The sequence below is a fragment of the Bacillus sp. PK6-026 genome (assembly GCF_054161455.1).
This window is the reverse complement of the sequence record NZ_CP096418.1, coordinates 615,291-632,496: the sequence shown is the minus strand read 5'-3', so window position 1 is coordinate 632,496 and position 17,206 is coordinate 615,291. Positions and strand designations below refer to the sequence as shown.

General features: G+C 45.1%; 6 protein-coding genes, 2 tRNA genes, 1 rRNA gene and 1 pseudogene. 3 read left to right on the top strand and 7 right to left on the bottom strand.

From position 1 onward, the window contains the following. Positions 1-158 precede the first annotated feature (158 nt). The 7 genes from M1D59_RS03165 to M1D59_RS03135 all read right to left on the bottom strand — a co-directional run bounded on the left by M1D59_RS03165 (position 159) and on the right by M1D59_RS03135 (position 12,580). A 16S ribosomal RNA gene (locus M1D59_RS03165) occupies positions 159-1,708 on the bottom strand. A 98-nt stretch (positions 1,709-1,806) separates the two neighbouring features. Continuing rightward, positions 1,807-1,880, bottom strand: a tRNA-Gly gene (locus M1D59_RS03160). A 12-nt stretch (positions 1,881-1,892) separates the two neighbouring features. After that, positions 1,893-1,969, bottom strand: a tRNA-Arg gene (locus tag M1D59_RS03155). 607 nt (positions 1,970-2,576) lie between these two features. Beyond that, a complete protein-coding gene (locus tag M1D59_RS03150; protein WP_023857810.1) occupies positions 2,577-3,998 on the bottom strand; it encodes a sugar porter family MFS transporter in 1,422 nt (473 codons plus the stop codon). Between the two features lie 569 nt (positions 3,999-4,567). Beyond that, positions 4,568-5,200 carry a class A sortase gene (locus M1D59_RS03145; protein ID WP_020450319.1) on the bottom strand — a complete coding sequence of 211 codons (633 nt, stop codon included), beginning with the start codon at positions 5,198-5,200 and terminating at the stop codon, positions 4,568-4,570. 98 nt (positions 5,201-5,298) lie between these two features. Next, on the bottom strand, positions 5,299-11,211 hold the full coding sequence (locus M1D59_RS03140) for a SpaA isopeptide-forming pilin-related protein (protein WP_043054089.1): 5,913 nt from the start codon (positions 11,209-11,211) through the stop codon (positions 5,299-5,301). Between the two features lie 286 nt (positions 11,212-11,497). Continuing rightward, a complete protein-coding gene (locus M1D59_RS03135) occupies positions 11,498-12,580 on the bottom strand; it encodes a response regulator (protein WP_023857813.1) in 1,083 nt (360 codons plus the stop codon). 493 nt (positions 12,581-13,073) lie between these two features. Between M1D59_RS03135 and M1D59_RS03130 the strand changes: the two are divergent. The 3 genes and pseudogenes from M1D59_RS03130 to M1D59_RS03120 all read left to right on the top strand — a co-directional run. After that, positions 13,074-14,648 (top strand): annotated as a pseudogene (locus tag M1D59_RS03130) (sensor histidine kinase); the annotation flags it as partial. A 162-nt stretch (positions 14,649-14,810) separates the two neighbouring features. After that, positions 14,811-15,821 carry a response regulator gene (locus tag M1D59_RS03125; protein ID WP_224067391.1) on the top strand — a complete coding sequence of 337 codons (1,011 nt, stop codon included), beginning with the start codon at positions 14,811-14,813 and terminating at the stop codon, positions 15,819-15,821. Between the two features lie 203 nt (positions 15,822-16,024). After that, positions 16,025-17,197: an iron-containing alcohol dehydrogenase gene (locus M1D59_RS03120; RefSeq protein ID WP_224066776.1), complete on the top strand. Its 1,173-nt coding sequence runs from the start codon at positions 16,025-16,027 to the stop codon at positions 17,195-17,197. Positions 17,198-17,206: the final 9 nt, after the last annotated feature.

The following is a 17,206-nucleotide window of genomic DNA, read 5'->3' as shown; positions in this document are numbered from 1 at the left end:
ACAACGCATAGGATGTGCTAACACATGCGTTGCCACAGGATGTGGCGCATTTAGCAGGTGCTCCTATGTCTGAAGGAATGATCCTTCAAAACTAAACAAGATCTAAACGCACCTGTCTATAAGACCGCAAGGTCTTATATTCCGTATAATATCCTTAGAAAGGAGGTGATCCAGCCGCACCTTCCGATACGGCTACCTTGTTACGACTTCACCCCAATCATCTGTCCCACCTTCGGCGGCTGGCTCCAAAAGGTTACCTCACCGACTTCGGGTGTTACAAACTCTCGTGGTGTGACGGGCGGTGTGTACAAGGCCCGGGAACGTATTCACCGCGGCATGCTGATCCGCGATTACTAGCGATTCCAGCTTCACGCAGTCGAGTTGCAGACTGCGATCCGAACTGAGAACAGATTTGTGGGATTGGCTTAGCCTCGCGGCTTCGCTGCCCTTTGTTCTGCCCATTGTAGCACGTGTGTAGCCCAGGTCATAAGGGGCATGATGATTTGACGTCATCCCCACCTTCCTCCGGTTTGTCACCGGCAGTCACCTTAGAGTGCCCAACTGAATGCTGGCAACTAAGATCAAGGGTTGCGCTCGTTGCGGGACTTAACCCAACATCTCACGACACGAGCTGACGACAACCATGCACCACCTGTCACTCTGCCCCCGAAGGGGAAGCCCTATCTCTAGGGTTGTCAGAGGATGTCAAGACCTGGTAAGGTTCTTCGCGTTGCTTCGAATTAAACCACATGCTCCACCGCTTGTGCGGGCCCCCGTCAATTCCTTTGAGTTTCAGTCTTGCGACCGTACTCCCCAGGCGGAGTGCTTAATGCGTTTGCTGCAGCACTAAAGGGCGGAAACCCTCTAACACTTAGCACTCATCGTTTACGGCGTGGACTACCAGGGTATCTAATCCTGTTCGCTCCCCACGCTTTCGCGCCTCAGCGTCAGTTACAGACCAGAGAGTCGCCTTCGCCACTGGTGTTCCTCCACATCTCTACGCATTTCACCGCTACACGTGGAATTCCACTCTCCTCTTCTGCACTCAAGTTCCCCAGTTTCCAATGACCCTCCCCGGTTGAGCCGGGGGCTTTCACATCAGACTTAAGAAACCGCCTGCGCGCGCTTTACGCCCAATAATTCCGGACAACGCTTGCCACCTACGTATTACCGCGGCTGCTGGCACGTAGTTAGCCGTGGCTTTCTGGTTAGGTACCGTCAAGGTACCGCCCTATTCGAACGGTACTTGTTCTTCCCTAACAACAGAGTTTTACGATCCGAAAACCTTCATCACTCACGCGGCGTTGCTCCGTCAGACTTTCGTCCATTGCGGAAGATTCCCTACTGCTGCCTCCCGTAGGAGTCTGGGCCGTGTCTCAGTCCCAGTGTGGCCGATCACCCTCTCAGGTCGGCTACGCATCGTTGCCTTGGTGAGCCGTTACCTCACCAACTAGCTAATGCGCCGCGGGTCCATTTGTAAGTGGTAGCTAAAAGCCACCTTTTATAATTGAACCATGCGGTTCAATCAAGCATCCGGTATTAGCCCCGGTTTCCCGGAGTTATCCCAGTCTTACAGGCAGGTTACCCACGTGTTACTCACCCGTCCGCCGCTAACATCAGGGAGCAAGCTCCCATCTGTCCGCTCGACTTGCATGTATTAGGCACGCCGCCAGCGTTCGTCCTGAGCCAGGATCAAACTCTCCGATAAAGTAGTTTGACTGACTACGCACATCGCTGTGCGATTTATAAAAAATGAATTAACAGGTACGTTTTGTCTTGTTTAGTTTTCAAAGATCATTCTAAAATTGGAGCGGGTGATGAGAATCGAACTCACGACATCAGCTTGGAAGGCTGAGGTTTTACCACTAAACTACACCCGCATTGCGAATATATGGCGCGCCCGAGAGGAGTCGAACCCCTAACCTTTTGATCCGTAGTCAAACGCTCTATCCAATTGAGCTACGGGCGCTTCATCAGGCGACTTAACTATAATACTATGAATATCAGTTAAAGTCAAGAAGTTTTTTTGGAGTTTTTCTACCGAAAGGATGAAGCTTTTTTGTTTCGACTTTATCCATTATACACATTTTAAGGTTTTTGTACACCCTTTAAATGATGAATATTATATCGGCATTTCGAAGTTGTAACTTCGTTGTCTTAGCGACGAATAATAATATATCATGCCTTCAATTCATCCGTCAACACTTTTTTCGTTTTTTTATACTTCTAAAAAAATTATGCTTACAGCCATTCATAATAGATGACGTTTTACCTGCCCTTTTCATCTTATGTGATGTTTTATTGAATGTTCCCCGCTTCATCAAGTTATATACGGAACCGAAGCTGTAAATCGTTAACTTCGACATCACTCTTGCACGATCATTTAATGAAGCTTTTATTTTACGAACGTCTTTTAAGATATTCTAAAGGCGCCTCCAATAGGCTGCTTTTCCGCATCGTATACAAAAATACAGGCAGAAATCTTGTTATAGGAAGATTTCTGCCTGCAAACTTCAAATCCTTCATCTATATTCTCCACCGATGGGACTCGACCTGTATGTCCCTCAACAAAATTGTCATCCGCTGATTTTAGCGCTCGCGTCGCTTGGTGCTTTTTCCGATTTGTAGTTGCGGAAATTATGCTCAAGCTGTTCAAGTGTGAGACCTTTTGTTTCAGGAAGGAATTTTTTCACGAATGCAATGGAAAGAAGTCCAAGTCCGACAAAAATGTAGAATGTCGATGACAGTCCAATCGCATCAAGCAATATCGGGAATGAAAATCCGACAAAGAAATTGACGATCCACAAACAAAACACGGTGACGCCCATCCCTAGACCGCGAACGCGAAGCGGGAATATTTCAGAAAGCATGAGCCATGTTACAGGAGAAATAGCACCTTGCTGGAATGCAAGAAAGGTTACTGTCAGCGTAAGTACGACATACGGAAGAGCAGCTGAACCTTGAAGGGCATTTGAGAAGATGCCGATCAGCAGCAAAGCTGAGGTCGTCCCTATTAAACCGGTCAAAAGCATCGGTCTGCGCCCGACCTTCCCTAAAAGCCAAATCCCCACGAATGTCGCCAAAACTGAAATGACACCGTTTGCAATATTTCCGATAAGTGCAGCTTTTGTTTCAAATCCGGCATTTTTGAGTATTTCTGTACCGTAATACATGATAGAGTTTACGCCGGTAATCTGCTGAACGACAGCGATCCCGATTCCGAGAAATACGATTCGGCGCACCCATGGAACAGCCAGATCCTTATAATTCGCTTTTTTCATTTCAGATTCTTTCATGACCGCAGCTTCGATTTCAGCAACTTCCGAATGCGCCCTTTTTTCCTCGCGGATTCTTTTCAGAACGCCCAGCGCCGCTTCATTTTTCCCTTTAGAGACAAGCCAGCGCGGACTTTCGGGCATTCTCAGCATACCAAAGAACAAGAACACAGCCGGGACTGCGGCAATGGCCAGCATGTAACGCCAAACATGGGAACTATCCCCCATTGTGGTTCCGAGGATGGCATTGAAAGTAAATGCCAAGAGCTGTCCGGAGACAATCATTAATTCATTTTGGGTAACCATTCGTCCCCTTTTCTCTGAAGGAGACATTTCAGCCAAATAAGTCGGTACCGTAACAGATGCTCCCCCTACAGCAACTCCAAGCAGGAACCGAGAGATGACCATAATCGTCACATCAGGCGCAAGCGTACATCCGAGCGTCGAGAAAAAGAAAAGCACAGCTAGAAAAATGATGTTTTTGCGGCGCCCGATATAATCGGAGAGCCTTCCGCCGAATACCGCCCCCAATGCCGCTCCCAGGAGAAGCGAACTTGCGACCAACCCTTCTGTAAAGGCAGTCAGGTTCAGCTGATCTCCTTCAGACATATAAGGCAAAGCTCCGTTGATCACTCCGGTGTCATATCCGAATAGAAGTCCGCCGAACGTCGAGACTAAAATAACAGTACGCAAAAATGATTTCTGATTTCCCTGTTCATTCATATTGATTTCCCCCGCCTTTGTTTTTAAAAATTGATTTATTTCCAAAGGTTTTCGAAAACATCCTTAAAAGGAGCTCATTTCTTTTCCCAAAAGACTCATTCCCAACTTTCGAAAGTTTCGCCAACCACCCCCTTAACAGAAAATTGAAAATTTTATTTTGATGGAAGCCGGAGCTTCCGCACAACCAATTGCCTACCACGGAATATTTTGGAATCGCTTTCATTTATATGCCGTTTAAATACATTGTTAGATTATAGTTATGTTTTTGGTATATCTTTGTTATGTCTGATATTATCATAATTTTAAAAGCGCTTTCAGTCAACATAAATTTCAGAAAATTTATCTTTTTTTCATTTTAAAAAGCCTAATTAAGGGCGTTATGATAGGAATTTCATCCAACTCACATAATTCCATTTCTTTTTTTATTATTTATCAGCATTTTTTCACTATTGTCATTTCATAGTGATCTTTTTGTCACTTTTTTGTGATGTGTAGAATTTTAGTCCCAATAAAAAAATACCAAGGGGCTTTCCCTCAGTATTTTTTCCTGCCTGCAGCGGACATTTCAATTATCTGTGAACAGCAACATGAATCAGCTTTCCTTTAACCGCAAGGCGCCCTTCGGTTCTCACGGCTTTGTCACATGTCATCAGCGTAATTTCTTTTTCTTTCGTCTCTTGAATCACATCTGTGTCCGTTTCAGAAATGAATTGTTTGGATGTCACAGTGTATATATAGTCTTTTTTAAAGTCTGTGATTTTAACGGTGTCCCCTTTTTTAATGTGGATAAGAGGGCCGAATAAGAGGTTCTCCCGCTTCATATGATGTCCGGCCAACGGGTAGTTGCCCTCGCCCATTTTCTGATCGGGACGCATTGTTGTCGCTCCGTAGAGAAGATTTTGATTGGTTGTGCCTTTCAATATCGGCAGCTTGATATTGACGCTGCTTATGGTGATCCGGCCGATGACCGCTTTCGATTCACGATCGAGGCCGGCTTTTACTGCTTCCATAAAAGAAGGCGGCTGAATCGCTTCAAAATCAAATGACGCCTTTTGCGTATTGTTTTGTTCCGCCTGTTCAGCAGTCAATTCAAAACTTTTATTCTTGCTGAGATTGATGATGATGCTTTCTTTAATAAAAGGAGACAAGACGAATAGTATACCTGATATGACAAGTACGGCAACGATCATTTTTTTATACATGTCCCACAGTCCTTTCTAACCTTTATGTCAATTGAACGAATGCCGTTTTTCAAAAAAGCACCTGACCGGTTTCATGATCAGGTGCATAAATGATTCGTTTACGCCTTTCTTTGTTTCTTTCTTGTGTAGAAAGCGAAGACTCCTCCAGACAGAATCAGCAGGATGCCGATCATGATCGGAATGATGCTGTCTCTATCACCGGTTTTCGGAAGCGTATCTTTCAAATGACCTTTAGGATCTCCGTTCGAATTTCGGTCCGGTGTGCCTTTGTTATCTGTTTTAGGGTCTCCCGAATTCGGGTTCGATGTGCCTTTGTCAACAGCCGGCGTTTTCAGCTTTTCATTGGATGCTGTGATCTCGACCGGTTTTGACTGTCCTTTTTTAATTTCAAAAGGAATCGGCGTTTCATCCAACTTATAACCGTCAGGCGCCTTCGTTTCGACAAATTGATAGCGCCCAGGTGCCAAACCTTCCGCAATAAATTGACCGTTTTGATCTGTAGTCCAGACTGCCGGCAGCTTTTTCCCGTTGCCTGCGGCTTTAACAGGCTTTCCATCGGCATCGAGCAGCTTGAATTCTGCTCCTTTCAACACAGCTTTTTTATCGTTGCGGTCCACTTTCGTCAGTTTCGCATCGCCCGGTGTCAATTGATTCTCTGCAGTCATTTCAATTGGCTTTGTATCAGTATTTTTGACTGTGAACGATATTGGCGTCTTATCCAATTGATAATGCTTAGGCGCTTTTGTTTCGACAAATTGGTAGTTACCGGGCTTAAGACCGTACACTGTGATCCGGCCGTCTGCGTCTGTTGCCAAACCGGTTTTCAGCACCTTGCCGGTTTCATCTGTCAAATCGAACTGCGCTCCCTGAAGTCCGGCGCTCTTGTCATCCTGGCCGACTTTTGTGAGCACAACGCTGTTTTTCTTGTTGAGAGCCGTCAGTTTAACCTGTTTCGGCTCACCTTCGTGTTTCCCGGTAATGGAAAATGGGATCGGATCTGTTGACAGCAGGTAACCGTCAGGCGCATGTTTTTCAACAAATTGATAGCTTCCCGGCGCCAAATCGCCAGCCTCGATTTTGCCGCCTTCTTTAGAGATCAAATCGTCTTTGACCGTTTTGCCTTCGCTGTCAATGATTTTAAACACGGCTCCTTCTAATCCATTGCCGTCTTCATCTTCTTTCTGCAAATAAACCGAACCTTTGTAGTTGATGGCTTTACCCGCATCTACATGGGCAGGTTTTCCTTCAGCGGCATCCGGGATGACAAACTCTATTTTCCCGCTGTTCAATACAAATCCATCAGGCGCTTTCGTTTCTACGAAAGCATAGCGCCCAGGCGCCAGGCCTGAAGCCGTAACAGTTCCATTTCGATCTGAGACCAGTTCCTCCTGTACGGTATTCCCGTTTTGATCTGCGATCTTAAAAACGGCTCCTTCAAGCTTGTGGCCTTCCGCATCTTCTTTTGTTAAATGAACCGAGCCTTTATAATTAACAGCGGCGCCTGCATCAACCGGCTCCGGTTTCCCTTCAGCTGAGCCCGGGATGGTGAATTCTATTTGATCGTTGTTTAACATAAAGCCCTCGGGCGCCTTCGTTTCCACGAAAGCATAGCGCCCAGGCGCCAGGCCTGAAACTGCGATTTTTCCGTCTTCATCGGAAGTGAGCTTTTCATGAACGGTTTTGCCTTCATGATCAACGATCTTAAACTCAGCGCCCTTCAGCGTACGGCCTTCCGCATCCTCTTTTGTCAAATAAACCGAACCTTTATAGTTGACGGCTTTGCCTGCGTCCACGGATTCCGGTTTTTCTTTTGCCGATTCAGATATGGTAAACTCGATTGCCTTGCTGTTTATCACATAGCCCTCGGGGGCTTTGGTTTCAACAAAGGCATAGCGGCCAGGCGCAAGATCAGATACCGCGATTTTCCCGTCTTGATCTGAGGTGAGCTTTTCATGAACGATTTTGCCTTCATGATCAATGAGCTTGAATTCAGCCCCCTCTAATTGACGGCCTTCTGCATCTTCTTTCGTTAAATGTGCTCTGCCTTTATAGTTGATCAATGTTCCTAAATCAACGTCAGGTACTTGATTCTTATCATTCGTTTTGACGGAGAAGCTGATTTCTTTTGTATTTAAGAGATATCCTTCTGGAGCTTTCGTTTCCAGCAAACGATAATTGCCGGGCGGTAAACCGTTGATTTCTACTTTTCCGTTTTCATTGCTCTTAATACTCGTACGTATTGTTGTAAAGGTGCCATCGCCGGATTTTTTCTCCAGCTTGAACACGGCTCCTTCCAAAGGATTCTTTTGTTCGTCTTGTTTGATAAGCGTCACCTTATTCTTTTCATTCACGACTTTGTAAAGCGCTCCGGCACTGGAAGAGCTGCTGTTAATCTCAACGGAGACCCCGTCTGCATAAGCGTCGCTGATCGTATATCCGTCAGGCGGCTTGATTTCTTTTAAAATGTAAGTCCCGTAGCGGATATTACCGAATGTCAGCTTGCCGTCGTCGTCAGTCGTTCCTGTCCGCAGAAGCCGCTCATTATCTTTTGTCCGCAATTGAAAATCTGCTCCAGAAAGCGGTGTGCCGCCTTCCCCCGTTTTAAGGATTGTCAAGCTGCCTCTTTCACCTGAGCCTGAACCGCCGCCGCTTGAAACGGCAACAAAGACCGAGCTGTTGTTTTCCTGGGTTTGTTCCTGAACATTCGTTCCCGAAATCGACACTTTGTTGTGAACATGACCGCTCGTGCCGGCAATATTGATTAATGATTGGTATTGAATCACATAGGCGCGGTCGATTTTTTTGTAATCACCTGTAAATTTCAGGACAAATGATTGTTCACCGGTTGCATTGTCGGTCTTGATGTCCAGTGTATAGTCTTCGCCTTTTTGAAGCTGAACATCATCCGGGACAAGATTTCCTCCGCTGTCTTTGACTGCACCTTTTTCATCGTATTTAGCTTGATAAACTTTAAAAGAATCTTCAGCTAAAATTTGGTTGGTATCCGGAGTATCGGTGACTTTTACATCCTCCAATACCGACTGGCTCGCATTGACATTAATACTCCAATCGACATAACCTCCGTTTTGTTTGCCTCCTTTGAAAACGAGGCTTCCTCCGTCGGCGACCGAAACGGATGCCGTCAACTCACGCTCTGAGTATCCGGCATTATAATACGTCGCCTTGTTGGTGTAAGGGTCACGCTTAATGACCTGCCCTTTAAGCGAAGTTTTAAATACAATAAGATACGGGACGGAATCGTCCGTTTTCAAATGGACAGTCAGCGTTTGTTTATTGTCAGCCGACGGCTCCTCCACATCATATTGTGAAGCGGGCAGGATGTCTCCTTCTGTGATGGAACCGTCTTTATTGACTGCATAGCTCTTGACGACCACTGAACCTTTAACAAATTGCTGGTCATCTGCTAAAGCATCTTTAATATAAGGATTCTTTGACGGCTCACCATTATAGTTGATCCCGATTTTCCACGTGATTTCTTTTGAAACCGCGTTATATGAGCCGTTTTTGAAACCGTTGTGGGATGTCTGGCGATTCGGTGTAAAACTGCTCGTTTCCTTATTTTTGCGTTCAGTGCTGCTGTGATCTGTCCAGGTTGATTCAGCCGTGTTTTTGACATTTTCGTTTGAAAAGTCGGCATTCATATTCGTCGTATAAGTGATCTTAAATTGGCTGTTTGTTGTTGCATAATCTCCGATGAGTTCCAGAAGAAAACCTTCATGATCCGGTTTTATTGTCAATGTATAGTCTTTGCCTTCTTGAAGCGTTTTGTTATTCGTCACATCCTGAAGACGGAATGATCCGTCGAGGAGCGCGAGCCCGCCGCTTTCGAAATTATCATCCAACTTCCAATTGTTCATCGTGTAGTTGTTTTTGTTGATTGCGATCGTCCAATCGACCGTTTTATTCTTGTAATCAATGTTTGAATAGCCTTTTATCAAATTCTGTTGAATGGCTGTACCGGAAGCTTTCTTTGATTCCCCTGTTCCGGTCACTGCGGTGTTCGTATACGTTGTCGATTTATCGATGATCACTCCGCTGTTGACCTCGGTTTGATATGTGATTTTGTAAGCTCCGGTAACATTTTGGTTAAATTTGATTTCAAACCCGCTTCCATTATCGGAGAGCGTATAGTCTTTGCCTTCCGTTAGAGGCGTTCCCGCCTGTTCACTTCCGTTCTGATTGAAGGTAATCGGAATCACCTTCAAGGAATCTGAAACAAGCTGCAAATCAGCGGAACCAAACGAGTCTGTTATGCTCGCCTTGGATTCGTCAATCTTCTTCTCACCATAGTTATATAAAATCGTCCAGCTGAAAGTCTGTGAATCGCTTTTATAACCTGTCGACGATTTTTCGATCATTTTCCCGTATTTGGCTGTGACAGAGGCCTCTGCAGAAGCCGGTTCCAGATTGTCTCCGCCGAATGTCGCCTTGTTCGTAAATGCAGCATTTCCGCCTTCGTCCGGCTTTGCGGAGTCATCGATGTCCGTCACATAGATCAGGCGATAAGCCGAATCTATCTCACCGTCAAATGTGACATTCCCATTTGCGTCTACAGTGTAGCCTGAAAGAACTTCATCTCCCTGGCTGACTGAACCATCTATGTTGACATCGAGTTGATAAACTTTGACAGAACGATAGATCAGCCCCTCCGGAAAGTTCTCGGTCAACTTGGCATTTTTGACTTGATCCAATTTTTTGTTGAGGTCGACTGTCCATGTGACTTGCCCCGGATTGATGCCTTTATCAAAAATTCCTGATTTATCGATGGTTTTGCTTACGTTTGGTTTAAAATAAACCGTTACCTCCGGAGTGTCTGATTTCACCGGGAAGGGAATCTTTTGAGTCGTCGATCCTTTTATTTTTTGCGCGTTGAACTGCGTATTGACAAACAACGTGCCTTTGACCTTCGAATCTGTTTTCACTTCACCATTAAACGTCATCACAACATGGCCTTTTGTATCAATTGAAAAATAGCCGTACGTGATACCGCCTGAGCTTAATGGCTGATTCGTAATATCGTTGTACATAATGAAAGCTTCAGGCAGATCAAATTCGTAGCGATCGCCGTCATTTATCGTCTTTCCGAGCTCATCCGGGATGTCCCAAGTGATTGAAATTTTTGCCGGAGAATTCGTGTCGGCCCGGTTGCTTTTGTCATAAGGCTTTCCGTGTTCATCTGTCAGCGTCACGCCGGTTAAAATATTTTGGGTGATTTGATTACCTCCGGACGCAAGGCTCCCGGCTGCCGCTAGTCTTGAAGATGCTGGCGGTTTTGAATCGCTGCTCTCAGTGTCAGCAGCTTTTGTCTTCGTTTCCTCTTCGTCCTGCTCCCCTGAAGATTTTGATTGATCGTCAGCTGCTGCCTGATCATCCTCAGATGACGGAGAATCGTTTTTCGCCGTTTCCGATTCGGATCCTGTATTTACAGGGATGACTGCTTGCTGCGTCTTGCCTGCTCCGAGTTGAAAGAGAGCGGTGACCGTTTTTGTACCGCTTTTCACGGCAGCGGCAAACTTTGCTTCCAGAGTGATGGACCCTTTTGCCTCTGCAGTGCTGTTCAAGGTTACGGTCAAAATGTTGCTGTCCGCTTTCACCTCATAGCTGCCGATGATCTGCTGATCTGCCGATTTCACATCTCCCTTGGCATCCTGAGCGAATTCGAAGCTTTTAGGCACCTCTACAGTGAAGCTTTTTTCGGTGCCGGCTTCTTCATCGTTTTTTAACGCCCACTCGTATGTGAGTGTCACTTTGTCACCCGGTTTTAATGCCGGGTCGTCTCCCTTTGACCCGTCAACCGTTTGATCTTCGCTGTTTTTGATTGTCACTGAATTAAAAAACACGCTGCTCCCTGTTGATGTGCCGGCAGCCACTGCCGTCAGCGTAAAGCCGACAACTTGACTGAAGATCAAATACAATGCCAGGCAAGTGATCAAAAATGGTTTCAGCCCTCTTTTTTTGCTGAGGCTGAACGAATATTTTTTCGATCTCAAATTGTGATTCCTCCCCTTTTATCATGTTTTTGTGTACGGATCGATTGAGCCTGGAAAATGAATCCCTGAAAATACTTTTCTATTTGAAGAATGACAGGCTTTTAAATTCGCTGCTGTATGTTTAGCGGCGGTAATCAAGATATCGCGGCTATGAATTTTGCTTTATGTCAGCTGAGATCATCCGAACCAAACTACATTGTATGAGATGGAACTATACAATTTCTGAACATCGGCATGTAAGCTGAAAATGGCATAAAAAAAAGACCGGCTGATCCGGTCCTCGTGTTTACATTTCATTCATTTTGTCCTTGATGAGTTTGTAGCGCTCATACTCCTTGATCGCTTCTTCTACATTCCCGGTTTTATTAAACAGCTGCATCTTGTATTGGATGATTTTATGATCGTACGGTTCGAATTTCTCGACCTGCAGACATATATCAAGCGCCCGGCGGTAGTCTTTTTCACGAATAAGGCAATCGACCAGTTCATAAGCTTTTCCAAGCCATATCCGGGCAAGCCGTGTCTTTTCGGGTTCGGCCCACAAATAACCGTGTTCCATAAAGTAATGGTTTTCGTATGCAAGCAGCAATTCCATGTGCCGGTTGATCGTCGCCATATGAATTGGAGGAGCCTCTTTCAGCGACTTTTCCCATTCGTCAGCATCCACTTTCACACCGGAAATCCGGAGGACATATCCGGTGTCAGTCTTCTCGATGGATTGGCTAAAAGGAAGCCTTTCGATTAATTTTCTGATTTGATAAATCGCCGTATACAGCTGGGTGCTCGCTTTAGAGACATCATGGTCAGGCCAGAACAGGTCGATCAACACGTCTTTGCTGATCACATGGCCGTGATGATGAAGCAAATACGCGTAAATTTCGCGTGCTTTGGACGTTCTCCACTTTACGGGTATATATGTTTTGACATCCTTCTCCGTTTTGTAAAATTGCAAACTCCCAAAACATTGAATGAAATAGTCTCCTCCGCCGTTTTCCGCGGAAGCCTTCAGCAAGCTGTTTTCTCTGATCCGTTCAACCGTCTTCACGAGCCGGACGTAATCGACGGGTTTAAGCAAATAATCCATCGCATTTAATTCAAATGCTTTTATGGCAAAATCGTTATAGGCCGTGATAAAAACAACCTGAATGTTTTCATTCATCGATTGAATCGCTTCAGCGAGCTCAATCCCGTTGATCCCCGGCATTTCAATGTCAAGAAACACCGTGTCTATATCCTGAATATCCGGATACTCCATAACATCAGCCGGATCTTGAAACATTTCAATGGATCGAAAACAATTTGTTCGTTCAAGCATATTTTTAAAATGAAGCAATGCCAATTCCTCATCATCCACAATTAACGCTTTCACGACACCCACCCCAATTTCATCGAGTCATCTGGAAATTATTATAATGATTATATCATGTCAATGGCCCTACTTAGTTGGATTCATTTTCTTATTCTTGTCGTTTATTAACATTTAAGAGTACAATATTCATATGGATTCGACAACACTGCAGCAGGCTGAATGAGGAGTGCTGATATTGAAAAAGCTATTTGTTTTCCTTTCGATTATTCTCGGCTATGCCGGCTTCTTTTTTATTTTCTTATTCATTAACAATCAACTGTCCGATCAGAATTACCCTGAAGCAAAGCAAGGAATCATCAATCTGGAAACATGGGATTTTCAGAAAGATGGGAACATCGCGCTCACCGGGGAATGGACACTCTATCGAAACCAGCTTCTCTCGCCAAAGGCGATCCATTCAGGCATTGGAAAAGCCCCCATTTATTCCGCTGTGCCTAACAATGTCAAACTTACCGATTCAGGGGAAAACGTGGATTACGGTACATACAGACTGATGATCCGGTCAAAACAGGACAATGAGATGTTCGGAATCAGCACCTCTTTTATTAACAGCGCAAACCGAATTTATTTCAACGGCAAATTGATCGGGCAGAGCGGAACTCCTTCAAGTAAAGCGAATTTCAGGGCTCAAAACAGGCCTTATACGAGTTTTTTCGACATTCACCGCGGGGACAACGAGCTGATTGTACAATTTTCGAACTTCAAAAAAACACCTTCATGGGGAATAGAAAAACCGATTACCTTCGGAACGCAGCAGAACATTTTACACCAAAGCAAAATTTCTTTCTTTAATGAAACCAGCATGATCACGGCATTCTTCATTACCGGTTTATACTTTCTCGGCTTTTTCCTGCATCGAAAAAAGGATAAGCACTTATTCTTTTTTTCCACGATGTGTCTTCTTTTTTCAGTCATTGTGCTTTTAATCGGACGAGAACGAATGATCTTTCTTTTCTTTCCGTCTGTTTCATTCTCGGCTTTAAGCGTAATGAGAGCAACCACAATGGTGCTTGTCAGTATAGCGGTTTTTCTCTATCTCTATTTCGCTTACAGAGAAATCGTTTCAAAAAAATGGATAATCGCCGCGACTGCATTTTCTGCACTGGTTTTGTTGATTGATTTTATATCATGGGGTTTTACAGACCGTCTCGCATATATATTGCATTCCGTTCTTGCTGTCACGACTTTGATTTATATTACGTATGTGTTTGCGATTGCTGCCCTTCGGAAAATGAAAGGCAGTCTTTATCTTACGATTGCAGCGATTTCAATGAGCGCATTCGTCATTTTAACGACCGTTTCTGCTTACAGCGGCAAAAGAGGCTTTTCGTTCAATTCGCTCTATGCCGTGCCGTCAATCATCGCTTTGCTGGCGGCTGTTCTGATGATGGCGCAGCAATTCGCAGGCGCATTCCGCGAGAATGAAGTCCTATCCTTGAAATTGCTCAGAATGAATCGATTAAAAGACGAATTTATCGCCAAAACATCGCATGAATTTAAAACGCCGCTGAACAGCATGATTAATATATGCCAGACCCTTTTGGCAAGGAAAAGCAAAAGGACGGTAGAGGAAGAAAAAGAAAATCTGCAGCTGGTCATCCGCATGGGATACAGGCTCTCCAGCCTGGTGAATGACATTCTCGATTTGGAAAAAATGAAGCAGGGCATGCTGCAGATTCAAGCCGTTCCTGTCGATACCCATTCAGCGATCAGTACGGAAATGGGCTTCTATCGGCTGTTGTCAAAAAATAAACAGGTCCAGATTGTAAACCTGGTTCCATCCGGACTGCCGCTCGTCTTGGCTGACGAAAACCGCTTCCGGCAAATCATGACCAACCTGGTAGATAACGCAATCAAGTATACGCCGGAGGGACAAATTACGCTCTCTGCCGAGAGGATCAACCAAGAGAAGGTCAAAATCACTGTAGCAGATACAGGAGTCGGCATACCAAAGGCCGTCCGTCAATCGATATTCGAATCTTTTCAACAAGCAAAAAACCATAAAGATGACGGAGCCGGGCTCGGTTTAAGCATCGTCAGACAGCTCGTTCAGCTTCAAAATGGGGAGATCTGGGTAGAATCGGAAGAAGGGAAAGGATCGGCATTTCATTTCACACTGCCTGTCGCAAAGGATGACTCGCTTCTTGACGATAAGGAGAACGTGCCTCAACAGCAAGCCGTCAGGAGTTTGCCCGATGTTTCAATCAGCACGCCGTATTATTCAAAGAAAATGGATGCTCCAACTGTTCTGATCGTCGATGATAACATTGAAAGCTTAAAAATTTTGGCCGATATGCTTGAAGGCGTTCCTTATCAAGTCATCGCAGCAAAAAGCGGCAAAGAGGCTCTCGAAGTCGCCTCCCGATCAAAGCTTGACTTGGTGATTTTGGATCTGATGATGCCCGATATGACAGGGTTTGAAGTCTCTATGAAAATCCGTGAAAGATTCACAATGGTGGAACTTCCGGTTCTCATTATTACGGCAGCCATCATCGATCATGATAAATACAAGGCTTTTCACGCCGGGGCAAATGACATTTTGCAAAAACCGTACAACTACACTGAATTTGCAGCCCGCGTTAAAAACCTGATCATGATGAAAGATACGGCAGCCCAAGCGACCAATATGGAGATGGCATTCCTCCAGTCGCAGATCAAGCCGCACTTTCTTTTCAACGTATTAAATACAATTATCGCGCTCAGTCATTTGGATATTGAAAAAGCGCGCGAAGTAACGGCTGATTTTACAAACTACTTAAGAATGAGTTTTGATTTTCAAAATACATCAGGGATGAGTTCTTTCAAACATGAACTGTCGATTGTGAATTCGTATCTTTCTATTGAAAAAACGCGCTTCGGCGATCGGCTGGACGTCATTTACGATATTGACGAAGACATTGACTTTGCCCTTCCGCCATTAATGATTCAGCCTCTTGTCGAAAATGCCGTCCACCACGGGATCAGCAAAAAAAGAGGCGGAGGCTGGATCAAGCTGACGGCAAAAAAAGAAAGCGAAAACCGCTATTATATCAAGATAGAGGACAATGGAATCGGCATGCCGCCGGAAAAACAACACGATATCTTTTCCTCTCATTTCACTCATAGCGTCGGTATGAAAAATATCAACCGAAGACTGAAGCACTTCTGCGGGAGCGAACTGAATATCGAGAGTGCGCCGGATGACGGAACCGCTGTCTCAATGGTCATTTCTATCAACGAATCGGCGGACGTCTCAGTATAGGTTTTAACCTGAAGACAGAACGGCCTCCTCAGCTTGCCGGCAAAGTCGGCAAGCTTTTTTACACAGTAAATCAGGTGTGTGCTTCCTCCCCTCTGTACAATTTGACCCTGTCCTTTGTAAGAACACGGCCTCTTTTTCTATACGATTCAATATGTTATAGTAGAAAACTGTTTTTACATATACCATAGGAGGTTTGTTCATCAATGGAAAATTTCAGTTATTACAATCCAACGAAATTGATCTTCGGAAAAGGCCAGCTTGAACAGTTAAGAAAAGAATTAAAGGAATACGGAAAAAATGTATTGCTTGTTTATGGAGGCGGCAGTATTAAAAAGAACGGTCTTTATGACGAAGTTACGCGCGTGTTGAAAGAAGAAGGCGCTGACATGCACGAGCTTTCCGGAGTAGAACCAAATCCGCGTCTTGCTACGGTTAAAAAAGGGATCGAATTGTGTGCCCGGCATGAAATCGATTTTCTCCTCGCTGTCGGCGGAGGAAGCGTCATCGACTGCACAAAAGCGATTGCTGCCGGAGCAAAATACGACGGCGACCCTTGGGATATCTTCAGCAAAAAAACGACAGCAAAAGACGCCCTGCCGTTCGGTACGATTTTAACCTTAGCTGCAACCGGATCTGAAATGAACCCCGATTCCGTCATTACAAACTGGGAAACGAATGAAAAATATGTATGGGGAAGCGATGTCACGCATCCGAAGTTCTCCATTTTAGACCCTGAAAATACGTTCAGCGTCCCGGAAAACCAAACGGTTTACGGCATTGTTGATATGATGAGCCATGTGTTTGAACAATATTTTCATAATGTCAAAAACACGCCGCTTCAGGACAGAATGTGCTTTTCCGTTTTGCAGACGGTCATCGAAACGGCACCGAAGCTGTTGGAAGACCTGCAAAACTATGAGCACCGGGAAACCATTTTATACGCAGGCACAATCGCTTTGAATGGCACGCTGCAAATGGGCTATTTCGGCGATTGGGCTTCCCATACAATGGAGCACGCCGTTTCGGCCGTTTACGACATTCCGCATGCGGGCGGCCTTGCGATCTTGTTTCCGAACTGGATGAGATATACGCTTGATACGAATGTCAGCCGCTTCAAAGCCCTTATGCTGAACATGTTTGACATTGACACAGAAGGCAAAACCGATAAAGACATCGCGCTTGAAGGAATCGATAAGCTGTCCGCGTTCTGGACAAGCCTTGGCGCTCCTTCCCGCTTTGCCGACTACGGCATCGGCGAAGAAAAGCTCGATCTGATCGCAAACATCGCCGCTAAAGAAATCGAGCACGGCGGCTTCGCCAATTTCCAAAAACTAAACAAAGATGACGTACTCGCCATTCTCCGGGCTTCTCTATAACAACAAAAG